The organism is Corynebacterium sp. HMSC068G04 (assembly GCF_001814885.1).
GTDB classification, from domain to species: domain Bacteria; phylum Actinomycetota; class Actinomycetes; order Mycobacteriales; family Mycobacteriaceae; genus Corynebacterium; species Corynebacterium hiratae.
Genome location: NZ_KV818291.1, coordinates 37,135 through 52,932 on the forward strand (window position 1 = coordinate 37,135; position 15,798 = coordinate 52,932).

The window sequence follows — 15,798 nt, forward strand, 5'->3', positions numbered from 1 at the left end:
CCCTCGGCCTTCGCCGCGCCGTGTACGCCCTACTCGAAGTCTGGTAGCTTTACCTCCACTCCGAAGGCTTCCGGTCCAGCCGGTGGATCCTCTCTCGGTGGGCTCGATGCGCTCTTCGGCAGCTCCTCCCGTTCGGGAAAGCCGGGAGAGTCTGCGAATGGGCAGCGCAGCAACTATAACCAGCGCCAAATCACTGGCGGGCCCACCCAGATCATGCAGCTGATCACCGGTTCCGGTTCGCCCAACCGCACGGATCAAAAGTTTGGCATCTCCGGGACCGATCTGGGCATCGCCTACTCTGATGACACAGGTCATTCCTACTACGTCTTCGGTGATTCCATGGACTGCGTCGGCGAGGGCGATGGTTGGCGTTCTAACCTCCTGTTGCGCACGACGGACCACGATTATGGCGATGGGCTGCGTCTCGAAGAGGCACTGACTACTGGCGGCTGGTCCGACAATGGCCGGGCAAAGGAGTTCATTCCTTCACAAAAGGTTGGGGATGCCGATACCAACGGTGAGCGCACCACGATCCCCACCGCGGGCATCGTTGTTGACGGCGTGCATTACGTTGACTACATGTCCGTGCGCTCGTGGCACGACCCGAACACAGGCTGGTCCACCAACTATGCCGCGACGGTGAAGTCCACCGATGGCGGAGTCACGTGGCGCGCGGTTCCGGAGGCCACACGCACCAACGCTAGCCACGGTGCGAACGCGCCCATCCCTGGCGGGGCCAACTATCGCGCCGGTTTTGAAAAACTGCAGCAATCGGCCTACATCGAGCACGGGGACTATGTCTACCGCTTTACTACGGGCAACGGCCGCCGCGGCCCCGCTTACCTGTCGCGCGCACCGAAGTCGGAATTCCCCAACGAACGTGCCTTCAGCTACTACTCTGATGGCTCCTGGGTAAAGGACCCCGCACAAGCTAGCGAAGTGCTTGACGGTAAGGTCTCAGAGCTCTCCGTCGCCTACAACCAGTACTTGGGCAAGTTCGTCACCATGTACGGGGTGGAAGGTGAAGGCATCGTCATGCGCACTGCGGATAGTCCGGAGGGACCGTGGTCGCCACGCCGCATGCTAGTCAGCGCCGAGACCACAAAGGTCGTCAGCGGCCAACCTCTCAACGACACCTACGCGCCCTTCGTGCTGCCAAACCAGGATGATCAGCACCTGTATTACACGCTAACGTCGTGGCGCGACTACAACACCATGCTTATGCGCACGGACCTCGATTTTGTGGGTGAAGACATGGAAAATAATGACCACATCGCCGTCTCAGACGTCGTAGCAACGCGATAGTTAGAAAGAGATTCTTAGCTATCGGGTGGGCCTAGGAGTGCATGCAGCTTCTCGACGACCCCCGCGACCTGCCCATCGAGCGCTTCGCGGGGGCCGTTATTATCAATGACGAAGTCGGCGGCGGCGCGGCGCACATCATCCGGGATCTGCGCGGCTATCCGGCGGCGTGCATCGTCCTCATCCAGCCCGCGGTACTCGACAAGTCGGCGCACCCGCTCCTCTGCGTCGACGTCGACGACGATGGTGGCATCCATGTCTCTGTGGAGCCCTTTATCGACGAGGAGCGGCATGTCATAAACCACGAACTCGGCACCACCTTGGCGAGCTGCCTCGAAGCGTTCCTGGGTTTCTTCCTGGATACGCGGGTGGGTAATGGAGTTGAGAACAGCGGTTTTCTCGGCGCTGGCAAAAGCGCGGGAGGCCAATCGACCGCGATCAAGGCTCCCATCGGGGAGCAGAACGTCCTGACCGAAGGCCTCCGCCAGCTCAGTGAGTGCCGGCTGGCCTGGCTCAACGATGTCACGGGCGATGCGGTCTGCATCGACCAGTACCCAGCCTTCCTGCACGAGGAGTTCCGCTACGGTGGATTTTCCGCTGCCGATTCCGCCGGTAAGTCCAATCAGTTTCATACCGGCTTAGGATACGCGAAAGGCCGTCTCTCCCCCAGCGGGGAAAGACGGCCTTTCCTAAGAAGCAATGTCCTTAGTTGCCAGCGAGCTTGTCGCGAAGAGCAGCGAGCTGCTCGTCGGATGCGAGGGAGCCGCCAACCTCTGCCTGAGAATCGGATGCCGGAGCTGCATCCTGGGACTCAGAAGAGTAGTTGGAGTTGGCAGCGGACTCGGCGGCCTCAGCAGCTGCAGCACGGTTGCGCTCGATCTGAGCGGTGTGCAGGTTGAAGCGACGCTCGGACTCGGCGTAGCGAGCCTCCCAAGCCTGACGCTGCTCGTCGTAGCCCTCGAGCCACTCGTTGGTCTCCGGGTCGAAGCCCTCCGGGAACACGTAGTTGCCCTGCTCGTCGTAGGAGTCAGCCATGCCGTACTTGGACGGATCGAACTCGTCGGTGTAGTCCTCATCTGCCTGCTTAACGGACAGGGAGATGCGGCGACGCTCGAGATCGATGTCGATGACCTTGACCATGACTTCCTGGCCAACGTTGACAACCTGGTCCGGAACCTCCACGTGGCGCTGAGCCAGCTCGGAGATGTGGACGAGGCCCTCGATGCCCTCCTCGACGCGAACGAAGGCGCCGAACGGAACGAGCTTGGTGACCTTGCCCGGGACGATCTGGCCCACAGCGTGGGTGCGGGCGAAGACGCGCCACGGATCCTCCTGGGTTGCCTTCAGGGACAGGGACACGCGCTCGCGGTCCAGGTCGACGTCGAGAACCTCGACGGTAACCTCGTCGCCCACGGTGACAACCTCGGACGGGTGGTCGATGTGCTTCCAGGACAGCTCGGAGACGTGTACCAGGCCGTCGACACCGCCGAGATCGACGAAGGCGCCGAAGTTGACGATGGAGGAGACAACGCCCTTGCGGACCTGACCCTTCTGCAGCTGGTGCAGGAACTCGGAGCGGACCTCGGACTGGGTCTGCTCGAGGTATGCGCGGCGGGACAGAACAACGTTGTTGCGCTGCTTGTCCAGCTCGATGATCTTGGCCTCGAGCTCCTGGCCGATGTACGGCTCCAGGTCGCGAACGCGGCGCATCTCAACGAGGGAAGCCGGGAGGAAGCCACGGAGGCCGATGTCCAGGATGAGACCACCCTTGACAACCTCGATGACGGTACCGGTAACCGGCTCCTCCTTGGCGTGCAGCTCTTCGACGGCGCCCCAAGCGCGCTCGTACTGTGCGCGCTTCTTGGACAGGATCAGACGGCCTTCCTTGTCCTCCTTGGTGAGAACAAGAGCGTCGATCTCGTCGCCGACCTCGACAACCTCATCCGGGTTGACGTCGTGCTTGATGGAGAGCTCGCGGGACGGGATGACGCCTTCGGTCTTGTAACCGATGTCGAGCAGGACCTCGTCATGGTCAACCTTGACCACGGTGCCCTCGACGATGTCACCATCGTTGAAGTACTTGATGGTGGCGTCGACAGCTGCGAGGAAGTCCTCTGCAGTTCCGATGTCGTTGATCGCAACCTGAGGGGTGTTAGAAGTTGGCATGTAGTTATGCTCCGAATAAACGTAGGAGATCGTAATTGGACAGTTACGCGTCTCTTGAAAAGCGTCATTAAGCAGCGTACATACGCAAGGCTTAAGATGGATTCCAATCCCGACTCGCAGCCGTGCCAAGCTCTCCTACAGTAGCCCAGCGCGTCCCGAGTCATAGACACGCCCGTACAACCCTACATCCTCGCAGCTAAAACGGCAAATACGACACGAAAAAGAAATTGGGAGAGGAACAATGTCTTCAGCATCTTTTTCTGCATCCGCAGCCAATCGTGAGTTTTGGGATGATGACGCCGACTCCTACCACGCGGAACACCCCGAGTATCTATCCTCTTTCTATTGGTGCCCGGAGATGCTGCATGAGGCTGATGCGCAGCTGCTTGGCGACGTCTCCTCCGCTACCGTCCTCGAGCTCGGCTGCGGCTCCGCGCCGTGCACGCGGTGGCTGCAAGGACGCACGCACTTTGCGACGGGCTTCGATCTCTCGTCTGGAATGCTCTCCCATGCTGAGACTGGCCTGCCACTCGTTCAAGCAGATGCCTTGGCGCTTCCCTATCGCGATGAAGCCTTCGACGTCGTCTTCTCCGCCTTCGGCGCCTTGCCCTTCGTGGCCGACCTAGACCTAGCTCTGCGCGAGGTCCACCGGGTCCTGCGCCCACGTGGCCGCTTCGTCTTTTCTGTGCCACACCCGATGCGCTGGGTCTTCCCCGACGATCCCCAGGTCCTCACCGCAGCGCTGTCCTATTTCGAGCGCGCCTACCTCGAGCAGGATGCCAACGACGAGCTCACCTATGCCGAGTTTCACCGCACGATGGGTGATTGGGTGCGAGCGCTCCAGGTGCGCGGTTCATTTGAAATTCACAACCTCATCGAGCCCGAGTGGCCAGAGGGCCTCGACATCACTTGGGGCCAGTGGTCTCCTGAAAGGGGAGCCATTTTCCCCGGTACCGCCATCTTCGTCTGCGACGCGCGCTAAGCCGGATACCGCCCACCCTGTTGCCGAGTCTGCCGGTCGCAGCGAACTAAGCTGGCAGTCATGCTTCAAGAACGCCTCGGGATCTTTCTGCGCCGCACGGTGGCGTGGTGGATCGACGCCTTCCTTGCCGCCGCCGTGATCGTGGTGCTCAAGTGGCTCATCAACCTCAGCACCGATGGCGCCCTCACAGGCAGGGCGGGCGCCATATATGACATCGTCGCCCTCGCCCTCGTCTTCTACGTCTACCGTGTGTGGGCGGAGGCGACAAAGCAGACCTCCCTGGGTAAGTGGTCGCTAAAGCTGGAGGTCATTGCTGAGCATCCCGGCATCGCCAGCGCTGCAATTCGCAACAGCTGGCTACTCCTCACCCTTGTTGCACTGACAGGACTCCCCTATGTTGAGGCAACCATTTTGGCCATCCTCGGATTGAGCGTCCTGCTGCTGGGACAAACTCCCTTCGATCTCCTCGCCGGGTGCTTGGTGGAGCGCCGCACGCCCACCGAGGACGAGCGTGCGGTGGGCTTGACTTAAATCCCTAAAGCGCTCTCTAGTGCGCTGCGGCATCCCAGTTCTCGCCCACGCCCACGGAGACTTCCAGGGGCACGGTCAACTCGATAGCCTTGTCCATCTCGTGTTCGAGGATGCGCTGAACTTCCTCCGCTTCCCCTGGCGCCACCTCCACGACGAGTTCATCGTGAACCTGGAGCAACACGCGCGAAGCCATGCTTTCCAAAGCCTTGTCCACGCGGATCATGGCGACCTTGATGATGTCTGCCGCCGTGCCCTGGATGGGCGCATTGAGGGCCGCGCGCTCGGCGTTTTCGCGCGCCACACGGTTATCGGAGTTGAGCTCCGGCAAGTAGCGCCGACGCCCAAAGACCGTGGAGGTGTAGCCATCCTTGCGGGCCTGCACGACAACCTCATCGAGATAGCGCTTCACGCCACCGAAGCGTTCGAAGTAGCTCTCCATGATCTCCTTGGCTTCACGTGCCGGGATACCTAGCTGCTGCGACAGACCATAAGCGGAGAGACCATACACAAGGCCATAGGACATGGCCTTGACGCGGCGGCGCAGCTCTGGCGTGACCTCATCGACAGGGACGTCGAAAACCTTGGAGCCAACATAGTTGTGCAGATCCTCGCCCTCACGGTAGGCCTCGATAAGGCCCGGATCAGCAGACAGGTGCGCCATAACGCGCATCTCGATCTGCGAGTAGTCCGCCGTAATCAGGGTTTCATAGCCTTCCCCCACCACAAAGGCCGAGCGGATCTGGCGCCCCGCCTCCGTGCGCACCGGAATGTTTTGCAGGTTCGGCTCCGTGGAGGACAACCGGCCCGTTGAGGTCACAGTCTGGTTGAACGTGGTGTGGATGCGGCCATCCGGCTGGATGGTCTTGAGGAGCCCCTCCAGCGTTGTTTTCATCTTCTGATACTCGCGGTGCGCCAGCAGGTGGTCCAAGAAGGGGTGCGGGTGGGTAGCAGCGAGCTGCTCGATTTCCTTGGCCGCGGTGGAATAGCCAGTCTTGGTCTTCTTCGTCTTTGGCATATCGAAGGTCTCAAAAAGCACTGCCTGCAGCTGCTTCGGGGAGTTCAGATTGAGGGAATCGTCACCAGCGAGCTCGCGGGCAGCGCGCTCTTGCTCGTTAACCTGCTCGATGAAGGCATCGCGCTGCGTCTCCAGGACGTCTCGGTCCACCGCGATGCCGGCGGCTTCCATGCGCGCCAGGATGCTCACCAGAGGCAGCTCGAGGTCGGTATACAGCTCGAAGGAATCAATCTCCTGGAGTTGACTCGTCAATTCTGCCGCCAGCTCCATGATGGCGCCGGCCTGTTCCACAAGCTGATTGCCATCCAAGAGGGAGAGCTGCTCCGTGGCAGCCCCGAGGGACTTCTGCAGATGGCGCTGGTACACATCCGTCAAGGCGTAGGTGCGCTGGCCCGGCCGCAAGATATAGGCGGCGAGAGCGGTGTCGTGGGCAATTCCTTGCAGCTCGATTCCCCGGCCGGACAACATATGCCATGCCGCCTTTGCCTCGTGGAGGTACTTCGGCGCATCCGATTCCAACCAGGCAGCCAGTGCGGCGTCATCGGCCACGTCCAGGTCCGCCAATTCAATCTGGAGTCCCTCGAAGGAGGAATCGACGAGTGCTAGTGCGGCGGCATCACCCGCGCCCGGTGTTCCGTCGCCTTGCACGAAGACCGCTACGTGTTCTTTGTCCTCGAGCCACTCAGCCAGCGGAGTGTCTACCACGGTCACCGATACGTCTGGTGCCTCCTCAGCCGCCGCGGCTTCAGCTGCTGCGTCATGCGGTACGGCGTTGAGGACCCGCTCGCGCAGATTCGTGCCGAATTCCAATTCATCAAAGCGAGCTGCCACCTCGCTAGCCACGGCACCCTTAAAGCCGAGGTCCGCCGGGCCGACCTCGAGGTCCATATCCGTCACCATTTGCGTGAGCTGTCGGTTGAGCTTGACCTGCTCGATGCGATCGCGGAAGTTTTGCCCCGCCACGCCCTTAATCTCCTCGGCGTGCTCGATGAGGCCATCCAAAGAGCCGTACTGCGTAATCCACTTCGTGGCGGTCTTCTCCCCTACCTTCGGGACAGACGGCAGGTTATCGGAGGGGTCCCCGCGCAGGGCTGCGAAATCTGGGTATTGCTCGGGGCTGAGGCCATACTTCTCTTCTACTGCCTCCGGGGTAAAGCGGTGCAGCTTGGAGACTCCGCGCATGGGATAGAGGACGGTCGTGGAGTCGTCGACAAGCTGCAAATAGTCGCGGTCACCAGTGACCAGGAAGGTCTCATAATCCGCGCCGGCCTGAGTGGACAACGTAGCCACGATGTCGTCAGCTTCGAAGTTATCGCGCGACAGCGTAGTGATTCCAAGCGTCTCCAAAACCTCACGGATGAGCTCGACCTGGCCGCGGAACTCTTCGGGGGCGGCTTCACGCTGCGCCTTATACTCCGGGAACATCTCCGTGCGGAAGGTCTTTCGCCCCACATCGAAGGCCACCGCGACAAAGTCCGGCTTTTCCTCAGTCAGAATGTTCGCCAACATGGAAAGAAAGCCATACACCGCATTAGTGTGCTGACCGCCCGAGGTGGAGAAGTTCTCTGCGGGCAGTGCATAAAATGCGCGAAAGGCCATGGAGTGGCCATCAATGAGCAGGAGTCGAGGCTGAGAAGTAGTCACCCGGCCCATCCTAACGTGTTGCGCTCAATGACACCGTCGAGGGCCACAGGCAGGCAATTAGGTTCGAATTGGTCCGCTGCGCTAGTATCGTTGCTTGTGCGCCCCTGTAGCCCAATTGGCAGAGGCAACGGATTCAAAACCCGTGTAGTGTGAGTTCGAGTCTCACCAGGGGCACAATTCCACCCCACAACAGAGCCTGTTGTGGGGTGTTAGCGTTTTCAACGGAAAGGAACCCGTCGCCATGCGTCGCACTATCATCGCTGTGAGCACCGCCATTGCCCTCACCGTAGGCGGCACCGCCGCTGCTACTGCTGCCGAATCTAGCGCGGACAGGCAGATATCCACCAAGGTTGAAGGATCTTCTTACTATCAAGAACTGCGCAAGTCCACGGCTTCCTCCAACGATCCTCAGCTGAATAATTTCTACGCAGTGCTTCTCGACGGCCTCGTCGGCCTCACTGTCTTCGCCATCCTGGGATCGCTCTACGGTGAAGTATCCAAGCGCCTGCCGATGTAAAAGGCGTATATCCTTCTACTGATTGAATAGTTTGCATAAGCCTGCGTTGAGGTGAGAGAATAAAAAGTCATCTGCTCACCCGCTCTTCCCGGCACGGCAATCCCACCGGGTAGACAGTCAAGGTTACTTTCGGTTTATGCATTATCTTTTCAACGCCATTCGCGGCGCCCTTATTGGCATGGCCGAGTTAGTCCCCGGAATCTCCGGCGGCACCGTTGCGCTCATCGTCGGCATCTATGAGCGCGCTTTGCATAACGCCAATGATCTCATCTCCGGCCGTTTCAAGAAGGTCGAATGGGGCTTCCTCGTCTCCGTGGCCGTCGGCATGCTCGTCGCCGTTTTCGGCTTCTCCACGATCCTCCATAACTTTGTGGAGGGCCAAGTTTCGCTATCCAGCGCGCTCTTCCTCGGCATGGTCGCCGTGTCTATCATCGTGCCGCTGAGCATGATGTCGCGCGTTTCACCCGCGTCCATCGCCGCGCTTGTTATCGCCGCCGTCGCAATCTTCTTCGTCACCGGCTTCACCTCCACCCCAGTGGAAGACCCCAACCTGCTCGTGGTTTTCCTAGCGGCCATGGTGGCTGTGTGCGCGCTCGTTCTTCCCGGTGTGTCAGGCTCCCTCATTTTGCTGACCATGGGCCTCTACGCGCCGATTATCGGTGCGGTCTCAGACCGCAACATGGTCGTCGTGGGTGTCTTCGCACTCGGCGCGGTGTGTGGCCTCGCAGCTTTCGTCAAGGTATTGAACTACCTGCTGGATAATCACCGCGATCCCACCCTTGCAGCCATGGCTGGTTTCATGCTCGGCTCCCTACGTACGTTGTGGCCATGGGGCGCTGACCAAGACGCCTCCACACCACTAATCCTGCTTATGTTTGCGATTGGCGGCATCATCGTGGCCATCTTCATCGTTGTGGACCGGCGCAAAGCCGCTAGCTACCAAGAGAGTTAAAGCATGAGAAAGAAAACGGCCATCGTGGGCGCTGCCGGGTTACTAGCATCCGCTACCCTCTCCGGTTGCGTCACGAACGAGGAGCCAGCACTGCCAGAAGGCTGGTCCGCACCCAACGTGGACGAAGTTCCCGAGATCGCCGCGATGTACGAGGACGCCGATGGCGTCCTCACCGTAGGCACGAACCCACCGTTCGCACCTTTCGAGTTCAAGGATTCCGATGGCTCGATCATCGGCCTAGAGATGGACTTGGCCAATGCCGTCGCCCAAGTGTTGGGGCTTGAATTTCAGCCGGTGGAGCAAGACTTCTCCATGATTCTGCCGGCGGTCCAAGCCGGACAAATCGATCTGGGCGGTTCCGGATTCACCGATACCGATGAGCGGCGCGAGAACTTCGATTTCGTCGATATTCTCTATGCCGGCATTCAGTGGGCGAAACTCACCGATGGCCCCAATGACGTGGACCCATCCAACCCCTGCGGCCTCACCGTCGCGGTGCAGCGCACCACGGTGTCGGAGACCGACGATCTGCGCCCCAAGCAGGAAGCCTGCGACGGCAACCTGACCATTCTTCCCTATGACACGAGCGACAATGCCGCCCTTGCCGTACTTATGGGTCGCGCTGATGCTCTCTCAGCGGATTCACCAGTCTCAGCATGGGCGGTCAACCGCTCGGATGGGCGTATGTCCATGGTCGGCGAAATGTTCGACGCAGCCCCTTACGGCTTCGCTGTACCAAAGGACTCCGACCTGGGCCCAGCCGTAGCAGCGGCGCTCCAACACCTCATCGACACCGGAGCTTACGCCGAGATTCTCGATAAATGGGGTGTAACCGAGGGACTCGTCGAACAAGCAATGATTAATGAAAGGCCGATCAATGACTAACTCCTCTCTCCCGGCTGCGCCGGATTCAGCGGCTTCGACTCCCCCGGAAAAGATCGAAGCTCGCCCACTGCGCCACCCCTGGCGCTGGGTCTTCGCTACCCTTCTCGCTCTGCTTGCAGTGTGGTTCATCATCTCCTCGGCGCGCAATGAGGCCTTCGGGTGGGGCACGTATTTCCAGTATCTTTTCGATACCCGGATCGCCACCGCTGCGCTGCATACCATTGCCATTACGATTCTGGCGATGATCATCGGCGTCGTGGGCGGCGCTGCCCTCGCGGTGATGCGCATGTCCCCCAACCCTGTGCTGGGAGGCGTGTCGTGGGTCTTCCTGTGGCTCTTCCGTGGCACGCCAATCTACGTACAGCTCGTCTTCTGGGGTCTGCTTTCGGCCCTCTACCAATCCATCAACCTAGGATTCGCGGAGATTTCCCTCACCGAGGTGCTCACTAACGCATTCCTTCTTTCCGTCTTGGGCTTGGGCCTAAACGAGGCCGCATACATGGCGGAGATTGTCCGCTCCGGTATCTCATCTGTTCCGGAGGGCCAGAAGGAAGCCAGCAAGGCCCTGGGAATGGGTTGGTGGATGACCATGCGCCGCACGGTGCTCCCGCAGGCTATGCGCATCATCATCCCGCCGACCGGCAATGAGTTCATTTCTCTGCTCAAGACTTCCTCCCTTGTGGTTGCTATTCCCTACACGGCCGAAATTTTTGGCCGCGCCACGGATATCTCGGCTGCGCTCTTCGAGCCCATTCCGCTTCTGATGGTGGCCGCGACGTGGTACCTGGCTATCACCTCTCTGCTCATGGTGGGCCAGTACTTCTTGGAGCGCCGCTTTGAGCGCGGCGCCACCCGCGAGCTCACCGGCCGCCAGCTGGCCGCACTAGCGGATGCCGAAGGAACTATCCCCCGCAACGTCTCTGTCATCCCGGAGGTAAAGAACTAATGACCACCCCCATGATCTCCGCGCAGAATGTGCACAAATCCTTCGGCCAGCTCGAGGTTCTTAAAGGAATCGACCTCACCGTCATGCCCGGTGAGGTCACCTGCCTCTTGGGTCCCTCCGGTTCCGGCAAGTCCACCTTCCTGCGCTGCTGTAATCACCTGGAGAAGGTCACGGCAGGCCGCCTCTACATCGACGGCGAGCTCATCGGTTTCCGCGAGCGCAACGGCGTGCTCTATGAAATCTCCGAGAAGGAAGCCGCAGCCCAGCGCCAGGATATCGGCATGGTCTTCCAACAGTTCAACCTGTTTAGCCACCGCACCGTGCTGGAAAACATCATCGAGGCACCGGTCCAGGTAAAGAAGCAGAGCCCAGAGCAAGCCAAAAAGAAGGCCATGGAGCTGCTGGACAAGGTCGGCCTCGCGCACAAGGCGGATGCCTATCCGGTGCAACTGTCAGGTGGTCAGCAGCAGCGTGTCGCCATTGCCCGCGCGGTTGCCATGGACCCGAAGCTGATGCTTTTCGACGAGCCCACCTCCGCCCTCGACCCCGAGCTCGTCGGTGAGGTGCTGCGCGTCATGAAGGAGCTTGCCGCCGACGGCATGACCATGCTTGTCGTGACCCATGAGATGGGCTTTGCCCGGGAGGTCGCCGACACCATTGTCTTCATGGATGGCGGCAGTGTCGTCGAAACCGGCACCCCGGAGCAGGTCTTGGACAACCCGCAGCACCAGCGCACGAAGGATTTCCTCTCTTCGCTGCTCTAGCGCGCTGCACTGCAACCACCGACGCACGCGCGGCACCACCGCCGCAACTGCCCTAGTTGCCAAAGTTATGCGCCGCCATCGCGGCGGGAGCAATGGTTTTGGCAACTAGGGCAGTTTATTTTGCTCAAGAACCGTTCCAACGTGGCGAAAGCCAGATAAAAAGCGAAACCCCGACCAGTCCGAAAAGGATAGCTGGCCGGAGTTTAGGGCTTTAGGGAAAAACGTAGGCTCTACTCGGAGACGCCTTCGTCTTCCACAGTCTCAGCGGGCTCCTCAGAGTCCTCGGCGGAGGCCGAGGCCATCGGGCTATCCGCGGACTGGGCTTGGATGACGTCATCCAGCACCGCGTGGATGTAGGGCGCGGCCTTGTCATTGGAGTACTCCGAGGCAAGCTCTACGCCTTCGACGAGCGCAGTCGCGTTGGGAACATCCGCGTTGAAGAGGATTTCCCATACCGCTACGCGCATGATCGCGCGGTCAACAGCAGGGATGCGCTCGAGGGACCATTCGCTGGAAAGGTACCGGGCGATGGCGTCATCGATAGCGTCCAACTCTTCAGCTGCGCCGCTGACGATGTCGCGGGTGTACTCAGCGATCGGCGCCACACCATTTTCCGGATCGCGGGCAAGCTCGACGCGGTCCTCCACGATTGCTACCGGATCAACATCGCGAGACTCTGCCTCGAAGAGGATATCTGCGGCTCGGCGGCGCGCACGGTAGCGCGCCGTGTGACGCTTATAGTTAGGCTCTGGCTGGGTCATCTTAGTTGTTAACGCGAGACAGGTACTCGCCAGTACGGGTATCGATCTTGAGGGTGTTACCGGTCTCAATGAACAACGGAACCTGGATCTCAGCACCGGTCTCGAGCGTCGCCGGCTTAGTGCCGCCGCTGGAGCGGTCACCCTGCAGGCCCGGCTCAGTGTGCTCCACCTTCAGGTCAACGGAGATCGGCAGCTCACCGAACAGAGCCTCACCGTCGTGGAAGGAGACCTGGACGCGCATGTTTTCCAAAAGGAACTTGCCGGCGTCGCCGAACTTGTCAAATGGCAGCTCGTACTGCTCGTAGGTCTTATCATCCATGACCACGTAGTTCTGGCCATCGTTGTACAGGTAGGTCATGTCGCGGCGGTCGACGTTAGCGGTCTCCACCTTCACGCCAGCGTTGAAAGTCTTGTCCGTTACCTTGCCAGAGACCACGTCCTTGAGCTTGGTACGCACGAAAGCTGGGCCCTTGCCCGGCTTCACATGCTGAAACTCGACAATCTGCTGCAGCTTGTTGTCGATCTTCAGAACGAGACCGTTCTTGAAATCAGTGGTATCTGCCATGAAATGACTCTCCCAAATTACTTGTAGTCGAAACTATGAAAACAGTGTCTAAGCATACCGTACGCACGGTACCAGCGGAGCGAAGGGGTGCTGGCTACAGCACCTGAAGTTCCTTCGGGTAGGGCGTAATGATCTTCGGCGCACCGGAGGTAATGAAGAGGCTGTCCTCGATACGAACACCGCCCTTGCCCGGAACGTAAATGCCTGGCTCGATGGTCAGCGTCATACCTTCAGCCAACTCGCCCTTCCCGGTCTTTGCTGCGGAGGGGCCTTCGTGCACGTCAAGCCCGATGCCGTGGCCGGTGGAGTGGACGAAGTACTCGCCATAGCCGGCCTCGGTAATGATATCGCGGCAGGCCGCGTCGACGTCGACAAGCTTCGCGCCCGGCACCGCAGCCTCGACGCCTGCTTCCTGGGCTCGCAGGACGATGTCGTAGATTTCACGGGCAAAGTCAGTGACCTCACCGATGACAAAGGTGCGTGTGCAGTCGGAGTTAAAACCGCGCAGGTGAGCGCCGAAATCAATCGTGACCAAGTCACCCTTGCGCAGCTCACGGTCATCTGCACCATGGTGCGGCTTAGCGGAGTTTTCGCCGGAGGCCACGATGGTGTCAAAGCTCACGCGCTCCGAACCGAGCATGCGCATGCGGTATTCCAGGTCAGCAGCGACCTGTCGCTCCGTGCGGCCAGCAGCTACCTCACCAGCCTCGATGAGCTCGGTGAGCGCCTGGTTTGCCAAAGCGGCAATTTCTTCCAGTTTCTGGAGTTCAATGTTGTCCTTGACCAGGCGAATCTTCTCAATCACCCCGGTGACGGGTACCAGCGTTACGCCTTCGGGCTTTGCCTTCTCCAGACGCTCGAGTTGTGCGACAGTGACATAGTCCGCCTCGTAGCCAACCCGCAGATCATCGGATACCTTCTCCAAGAGGTGCGGGCCCACATCGCGGCCAAGGCTGGCTTCGATATCCGGGACTTCCTGGGCAATCTGGGTGGTGTAGCGGCCATCAGTTGCCATGAGCGCGGAGAGATCCTTGCGGAGCAACAAACCGCCATTCGAGCCGGAAAAACCTGTCAGGTAGCGCACGTGCGTCAAGTGGGTAACAATAATGGCGTCAATACGCTGGCCGGACAGCTCGGTCATAAGCTTGCGGCGACGGTTGCTATAACGAGTATCGGCTAATGCCATGAGAGAACCACTCCATTCATTTTCAAGCGATACTCCATGATAGCTAATTTGCCAGTAGGTACCCCAGTGCCGCGACGTAGCCATACGAGCCCAGCCCTGCGATAACACCGCGCGCGAGTGGACTGAGGTAAGAGTGTTGGCGGAAAGCCTCGCGTGCATGCACGTTGGAGAGGTGAACCTCGACGAAACCGGCGCCATCGGCTACCTCCGCCAAGGCATCTCGTAGCGCCACCGACGTGTGGGTAAAGCCGCCTGGGTTGATGATCACGGGCCAGCCTTCGTCGGCGGCTCGATGCACTTGCTCGATGAGTTCACCCTCATGGTTGGACTGGAAGAAGACGATCTCTTCCTCCCCCGCCGCGGCGCGCACTTGGCTTTCGATATCCGCTAGGCTTTCGCTGCCGTAAATCTCCGGCTGGCGCTTCCCCAAACGGTTCAGGTTGGGACCGTTGAGAACGAGGATGGTCATGGTGTGCGCTCCTTAAGCTTTAGGGGGTCAGCTGAAACTCTACGAGGCCAGTTGCGTGTAAGCTGCGCGCAACTCCTCTTCTGTTGCGTCTTCTAGGCGGGTTGTTTGCCCAATACCAGTGAGCGCGACGAAGCGGATGCGACCCTCGCGGTTCTTCTTGTCGTGCCGCATGCCGTCGAGCAACTCCTCGAAGTGGCCCTGCTCATAGGTGGTGGGCAGCCCGATCCGGGTGAGGATGTCTCGGTGGGTGGCGACGAGGCTGGCGTCGATAAGCCCCCGAGCGTGGGACAGGTGCGCAATAAACATCATGCCCACCGCCACAGCACGGCCGTGGCGCCACGAGTAATTTTCGCGGCGTTCCACAGCGTGGCCGAAGGTATGGCCGTAATTGAGGGTTTCGCGCAGACCGGACTCCTTCAAGTCCTGGCCCACCACGTGCGCCTTGACGGCAATGGACCGCTCGATGAGTTCAGGAAGCAGGCCTTCCGGTTTGAGGCAAGCGGCGGGGTCCGCTAGATAGTGCTCGATGATGCGTGGATCGTGGATGAAACCAGTCTTGATGATTTCTGCGGAGCCAGCGATGATCTCGTCTTCGGGCAGCGTGCGCAGGTGATCCAGGTCTACGAAGACTGAATCCGGCTCGTGGAACGCCCCAACGAGGTTCTTTCCTGCGGCTGTGTTGATACCTGTCTTCCCGCCCACGGCAGCATCAACCATCGCCAGCAGCGTCGTCGGAGCCTGAATAACCGGGATGCCGCGCATCCACGTTGCCGCAGCAAAACCCGCCAAATCTGTGACGGCACCGCCGCCGAGGCCGATGACTGCATCGCGGCGGCTAAACTCAGCGTCACCGAACACATCCCACAGACGTGCCAATACATCAAGCTGCTTGGCAGCCTCGGCATCGGGAACCTCGACCGGGGTGGCCTCGAGGCCCTGTGCGCTGGCTTGCTCAGCGAGTTTGCGGGCAGCTTGGGACAGCGGCGGCTGGTGGATAATCGCCACCTTCGCCGCACCAATACTGGCGGCGCGCTCAATCATCGCAGCACTGAGCCCACTGCCGATCGTGACCTCGTAGGGGGATGGTCCGTTAACCGGAATGGTGTGCATGGG

The 15,798-nt window shown here is 60.1% G+C and carries 16 protein-coding genes and 1 tRNA gene; 9 read left to right on the forward strand and 8 right to left on the reverse strand.

The annotated features are described in order from the left end of the window. Positions 1-1,305, forward strand: a 1,305-nt coding sequence (locus HMPREF2993_RS00370; protein ID WP_070700355.1) for a DUF4185 domain-containing protein, incomplete at its 5' end; no start/stop codon positions are given. Between the two features lie 14 nt (positions 1,306-1,319). Here the strand turns inward: HMPREF2993_RS00370 and coaE are convergent. Together coaE and rpsA are read right to left on the reverse strand one after the other, a co-directional pair. Continuing rightward, on the reverse strand, positions 1,320-1,934 hold the full coding sequence (gene coaE, locus HMPREF2993_RS00375; protein ID WP_070700357.1) for a dephospho-CoA kinase: 615 nt from the start codon (positions 1,932-1,934) through the stop codon (positions 1,320-1,322). A 73-nt stretch (positions 1,935-2,007) separates the two neighbouring features. Further along, on the reverse strand, positions 2,008-3,468 hold the full coding sequence (gene rpsA / locus HMPREF2993_RS00380) for a 30S ribosomal protein S1 (protein WP_010190105.1): 1,461 nt from the start codon (positions 3,466-3,468) through the stop codon (positions 2,008-2,010). 241 nt (positions 3,469-3,709) lie between these two features. On the opposite strand from rpsA, the gene HMPREF2993_RS00385 reads away from it, so the two are divergent. Further along, positions 3,710-4,450, forward strand: coding sequence for a class I SAM-dependent methyltransferase (locus HMPREF2993_RS00385; RefSeq protein ID WP_049154592.1), 741 nt, complete (start codon positions 3,710-3,712; stop codon positions 4,448-4,450). A 60-nt stretch (positions 4,451-4,510) separates the two neighbouring features. Continuing rightward, complete coding sequence (locus HMPREF2993_RS00390; RefSeq protein WP_049154591.1) at positions 4,511-4,981, forward strand: RDD family protein; 471 nt, start codon at positions 4,511-4,513, stop codon at positions 4,979-4,981. A gap of 16 nt (positions 4,982-4,997) precedes the next feature. Here the strand turns inward: HMPREF2993_RS00390 and polA are convergent, their stop codons facing one another. Beyond that, positions 4,998-7,649, reverse strand: coding sequence for a DNA polymerase I (polA, locus tag HMPREF2993_RS00395; RefSeq protein WP_070700360.1), 2,652 nt, complete (start codon positions 7,647-7,649; stop codon positions 4,998-5,000). A 91-nt stretch (positions 7,650-7,740) separates the two neighbouring features. On the opposite strand from polA, the gene HMPREF2993_RS00400 reads away from it, so the two are divergent. From HMPREF2993_RS00400 to HMPREF2993_RS00425, 6 genes are all read left to right on the forward strand, one after another. Then, a tRNA-Leu gene (locus HMPREF2993_RS00400) sits at positions 7,741-7,814 on the forward strand. 67 nt (positions 7,815-7,881) lie between these two features. Further along, a complete protein-coding gene (locus tag HMPREF2993_RS00405) occupies positions 7,882-8,157 on the forward strand; it encodes a hypothetical protein (protein WP_070700363.1) in 276 nt (91 codons plus the stop codon). A gap of 136 nt (positions 8,158-8,293) precedes the next feature. Further along, positions 8,294-9,109 (forward strand): DUF368 domain-containing protein, encoded by an 816-nt coding sequence (locus tag HMPREF2993_RS00410; protein ID WP_070700366.1) that lies wholly within the window; start codon positions 8,294-8,296, stop codon positions 9,107-9,109. 3 nt (positions 9,110-9,112) lie between these two features. Continuing rightward, the gene (locus tag HMPREF2993_RS00415; protein WP_070700369.1) at positions 9,113-9,994 is read left to right on the forward strand and encodes an ABC transporter substrate-binding protein; all 882 of its coding nucleotides are present in this window, start codon (positions 9,113-9,115) and stop codon (positions 9,992-9,994) included. Continuing rightward, positions 9,987-10,940 (forward strand): amino acid ABC transporter permease, encoded by a 954-nt coding sequence (locus HMPREF2993_RS00420; RefSeq protein ID WP_070700372.1) that lies wholly within the window; start codon positions 9,987-9,989, stop codon positions 10,938-10,940. The genes HMPREF2993_RS00415 and HMPREF2993_RS00420 overlap by 8 nt, the downstream gene beginning before the upstream one ends. Further along, complete coding sequence (locus HMPREF2993_RS00425) at positions 10,940-11,704, forward strand: amino acid ABC transporter ATP-binding protein (protein WP_070700375.1); 765 nt, start codon at positions 10,940-10,942, stop codon at positions 11,702-11,704. The genes HMPREF2993_RS00420 and HMPREF2993_RS00425 overlap by 1 nt, the downstream gene beginning before the upstream one ends. A 230-nt stretch (positions 11,705-11,934) precedes the next feature. On the opposite strand, the gene nusB is transcribed toward HMPREF2993_RS00425, so the two are convergent. The 5 genes from nusB to aroB form a co-directional block, all read right to left on the reverse strand. Beyond that, positions 11,935-12,465 (reverse strand): transcription antitermination factor NusB, encoded by a 531-nt coding sequence (gene nusB, locus HMPREF2993_RS00430; RefSeq protein WP_070700378.1) that lies wholly within the window; start codon positions 12,463-12,465, stop codon positions 11,935-11,937. Between the two features lies 1 nt (position 12,466). Next, positions 12,467-13,030, reverse strand: coding sequence for an elongation factor P (gene efp, locus HMPREF2993_RS00435; RefSeq protein ID WP_046648551.1), 564 nt, complete (start codon positions 13,028-13,030; stop codon positions 12,467-12,469). A gap of 94 nt (positions 13,031-13,124) precedes the next feature. After that, entirely contained in the window at positions 13,125-14,216 is a 1,092-nt protein-coding gene (locus tag HMPREF2993_RS00440) for a M24 family metallopeptidase (RefSeq protein ID WP_070700381.1), read from the reverse strand. Between the two features lie 43 nt (positions 14,217-14,259). Further along, on the reverse strand, positions 14,260-14,685 hold the full coding sequence (aroQ, locus tag HMPREF2993_RS00445; RefSeq protein ID WP_070516954.1) for a type II 3-dehydroquinate dehydratase: 426 nt from the start codon (positions 14,683-14,685) through the stop codon (positions 14,260-14,262). A gap of 39 nt (positions 14,686-14,724) precedes the next feature. Then, positions 14,725-15,795: a 3-dehydroquinate synthase gene (aroB, locus tag HMPREF2993_RS00450; RefSeq protein WP_049154583.1), complete on the reverse strand. Its 1,071-nt coding sequence runs from the start codon at positions 15,793-15,795 to the stop codon at positions 14,725-14,727. Positions 15,796-15,798 lie beyond the last annotated feature (3 nt).

Coding starts and splice junctions, on each gene's coding strand:
- coaE (WP_070700357.1), bottom strand. CDS start 1,934: ATGAAACTGATTGGACTTACCGGCGGAATCGGCAGCGGAAAATCCACC.
- rpsA (WP_010190105.1), bottom strand. CDS start 3,468: ATGCCAACTTCTAACACCCCTCAGGTTGCGATCAACGACATCGGAACT.
- HMPREF2993_RS00385 (WP_049154592.1), top strand. CDS start 3,710: ATGTCTTCAGCATCTTTTTCTGCATCCGCAGCCAATCGTGAGTTTTGG.
- HMPREF2993_RS00390 (WP_049154591.1), top strand. CDS start 4,511: ATGCTTCAAGAACGCCTCGGGATCTTTCTGCGCCGCACGGTGGCGTGG.
- polA (WP_070700360.1), bottom strand. CDS start 7,649: ATGGGCCGGGTGACTACTTCTCAGCCTCGACTCCTGCTCATTGATGGC.
- HMPREF2993_RS00405 (WP_070700363.1), top strand. CDS start 7,882: ATGCGTCGCACTATCATCGCTGTGAGCACCGCCATTGCCCTCACCGTA.
- HMPREF2993_RS00410 (WP_070700366.1), top strand. CDS start 8,294: ATGCATTATCTTTTCAACGCCATTCGCGGCGCCCTTATTGGCATGGCC.
- HMPREF2993_RS00415 (WP_070700369.1), top strand. CDS start 9,113: ATGAGAAAGAAAACGGCCATCGTGGGCGCTGCCGGGTTACTAGCATCC.
- HMPREF2993_RS00420 (WP_070700372.1), top strand. CDS start 9,987: ATGACTAACTCCTCTCTCCCGGCTGCGCCGGATTCAGCGGCTTCGACT.
- HMPREF2993_RS00425 (WP_070700375.1), top strand. CDS start 10,940: ATGACCACCCCCATGATCTCCGCGCAGAATGTGCACAAATCCTTCGGC.
- nusB (WP_070700378.1), bottom strand. CDS start 12,465: ATGACCCAGCCAGAGCCTAACTATAAGCGTCACACGGCGCGCTACCGT.
- efp (WP_046648551.1), bottom strand. CDS start 13,030: ATGGCAGATACCACTGATTTCAAGAACGGTCTCGTTCTGAAGATCGAC.
- HMPREF2993_RS00440 (WP_070700381.1), bottom strand. CDS start 14,216: ATGGCATTAGCCGATACTCGTTATAGCAACCGTCGCCGCAAGCTTATG.
- aroQ (WP_070516954.1), bottom strand. CDS start 14,685: ATGACCATCCTCGTTCTCAACGGTCCCAACCTGAACCGTTTGGGGAAG.
- aroB (WP_049154583.1), bottom strand. CDS start 15,795: ATGCACACCATTCCGGTTAACGGACCATCCCCCTACGAGGTCACGATC.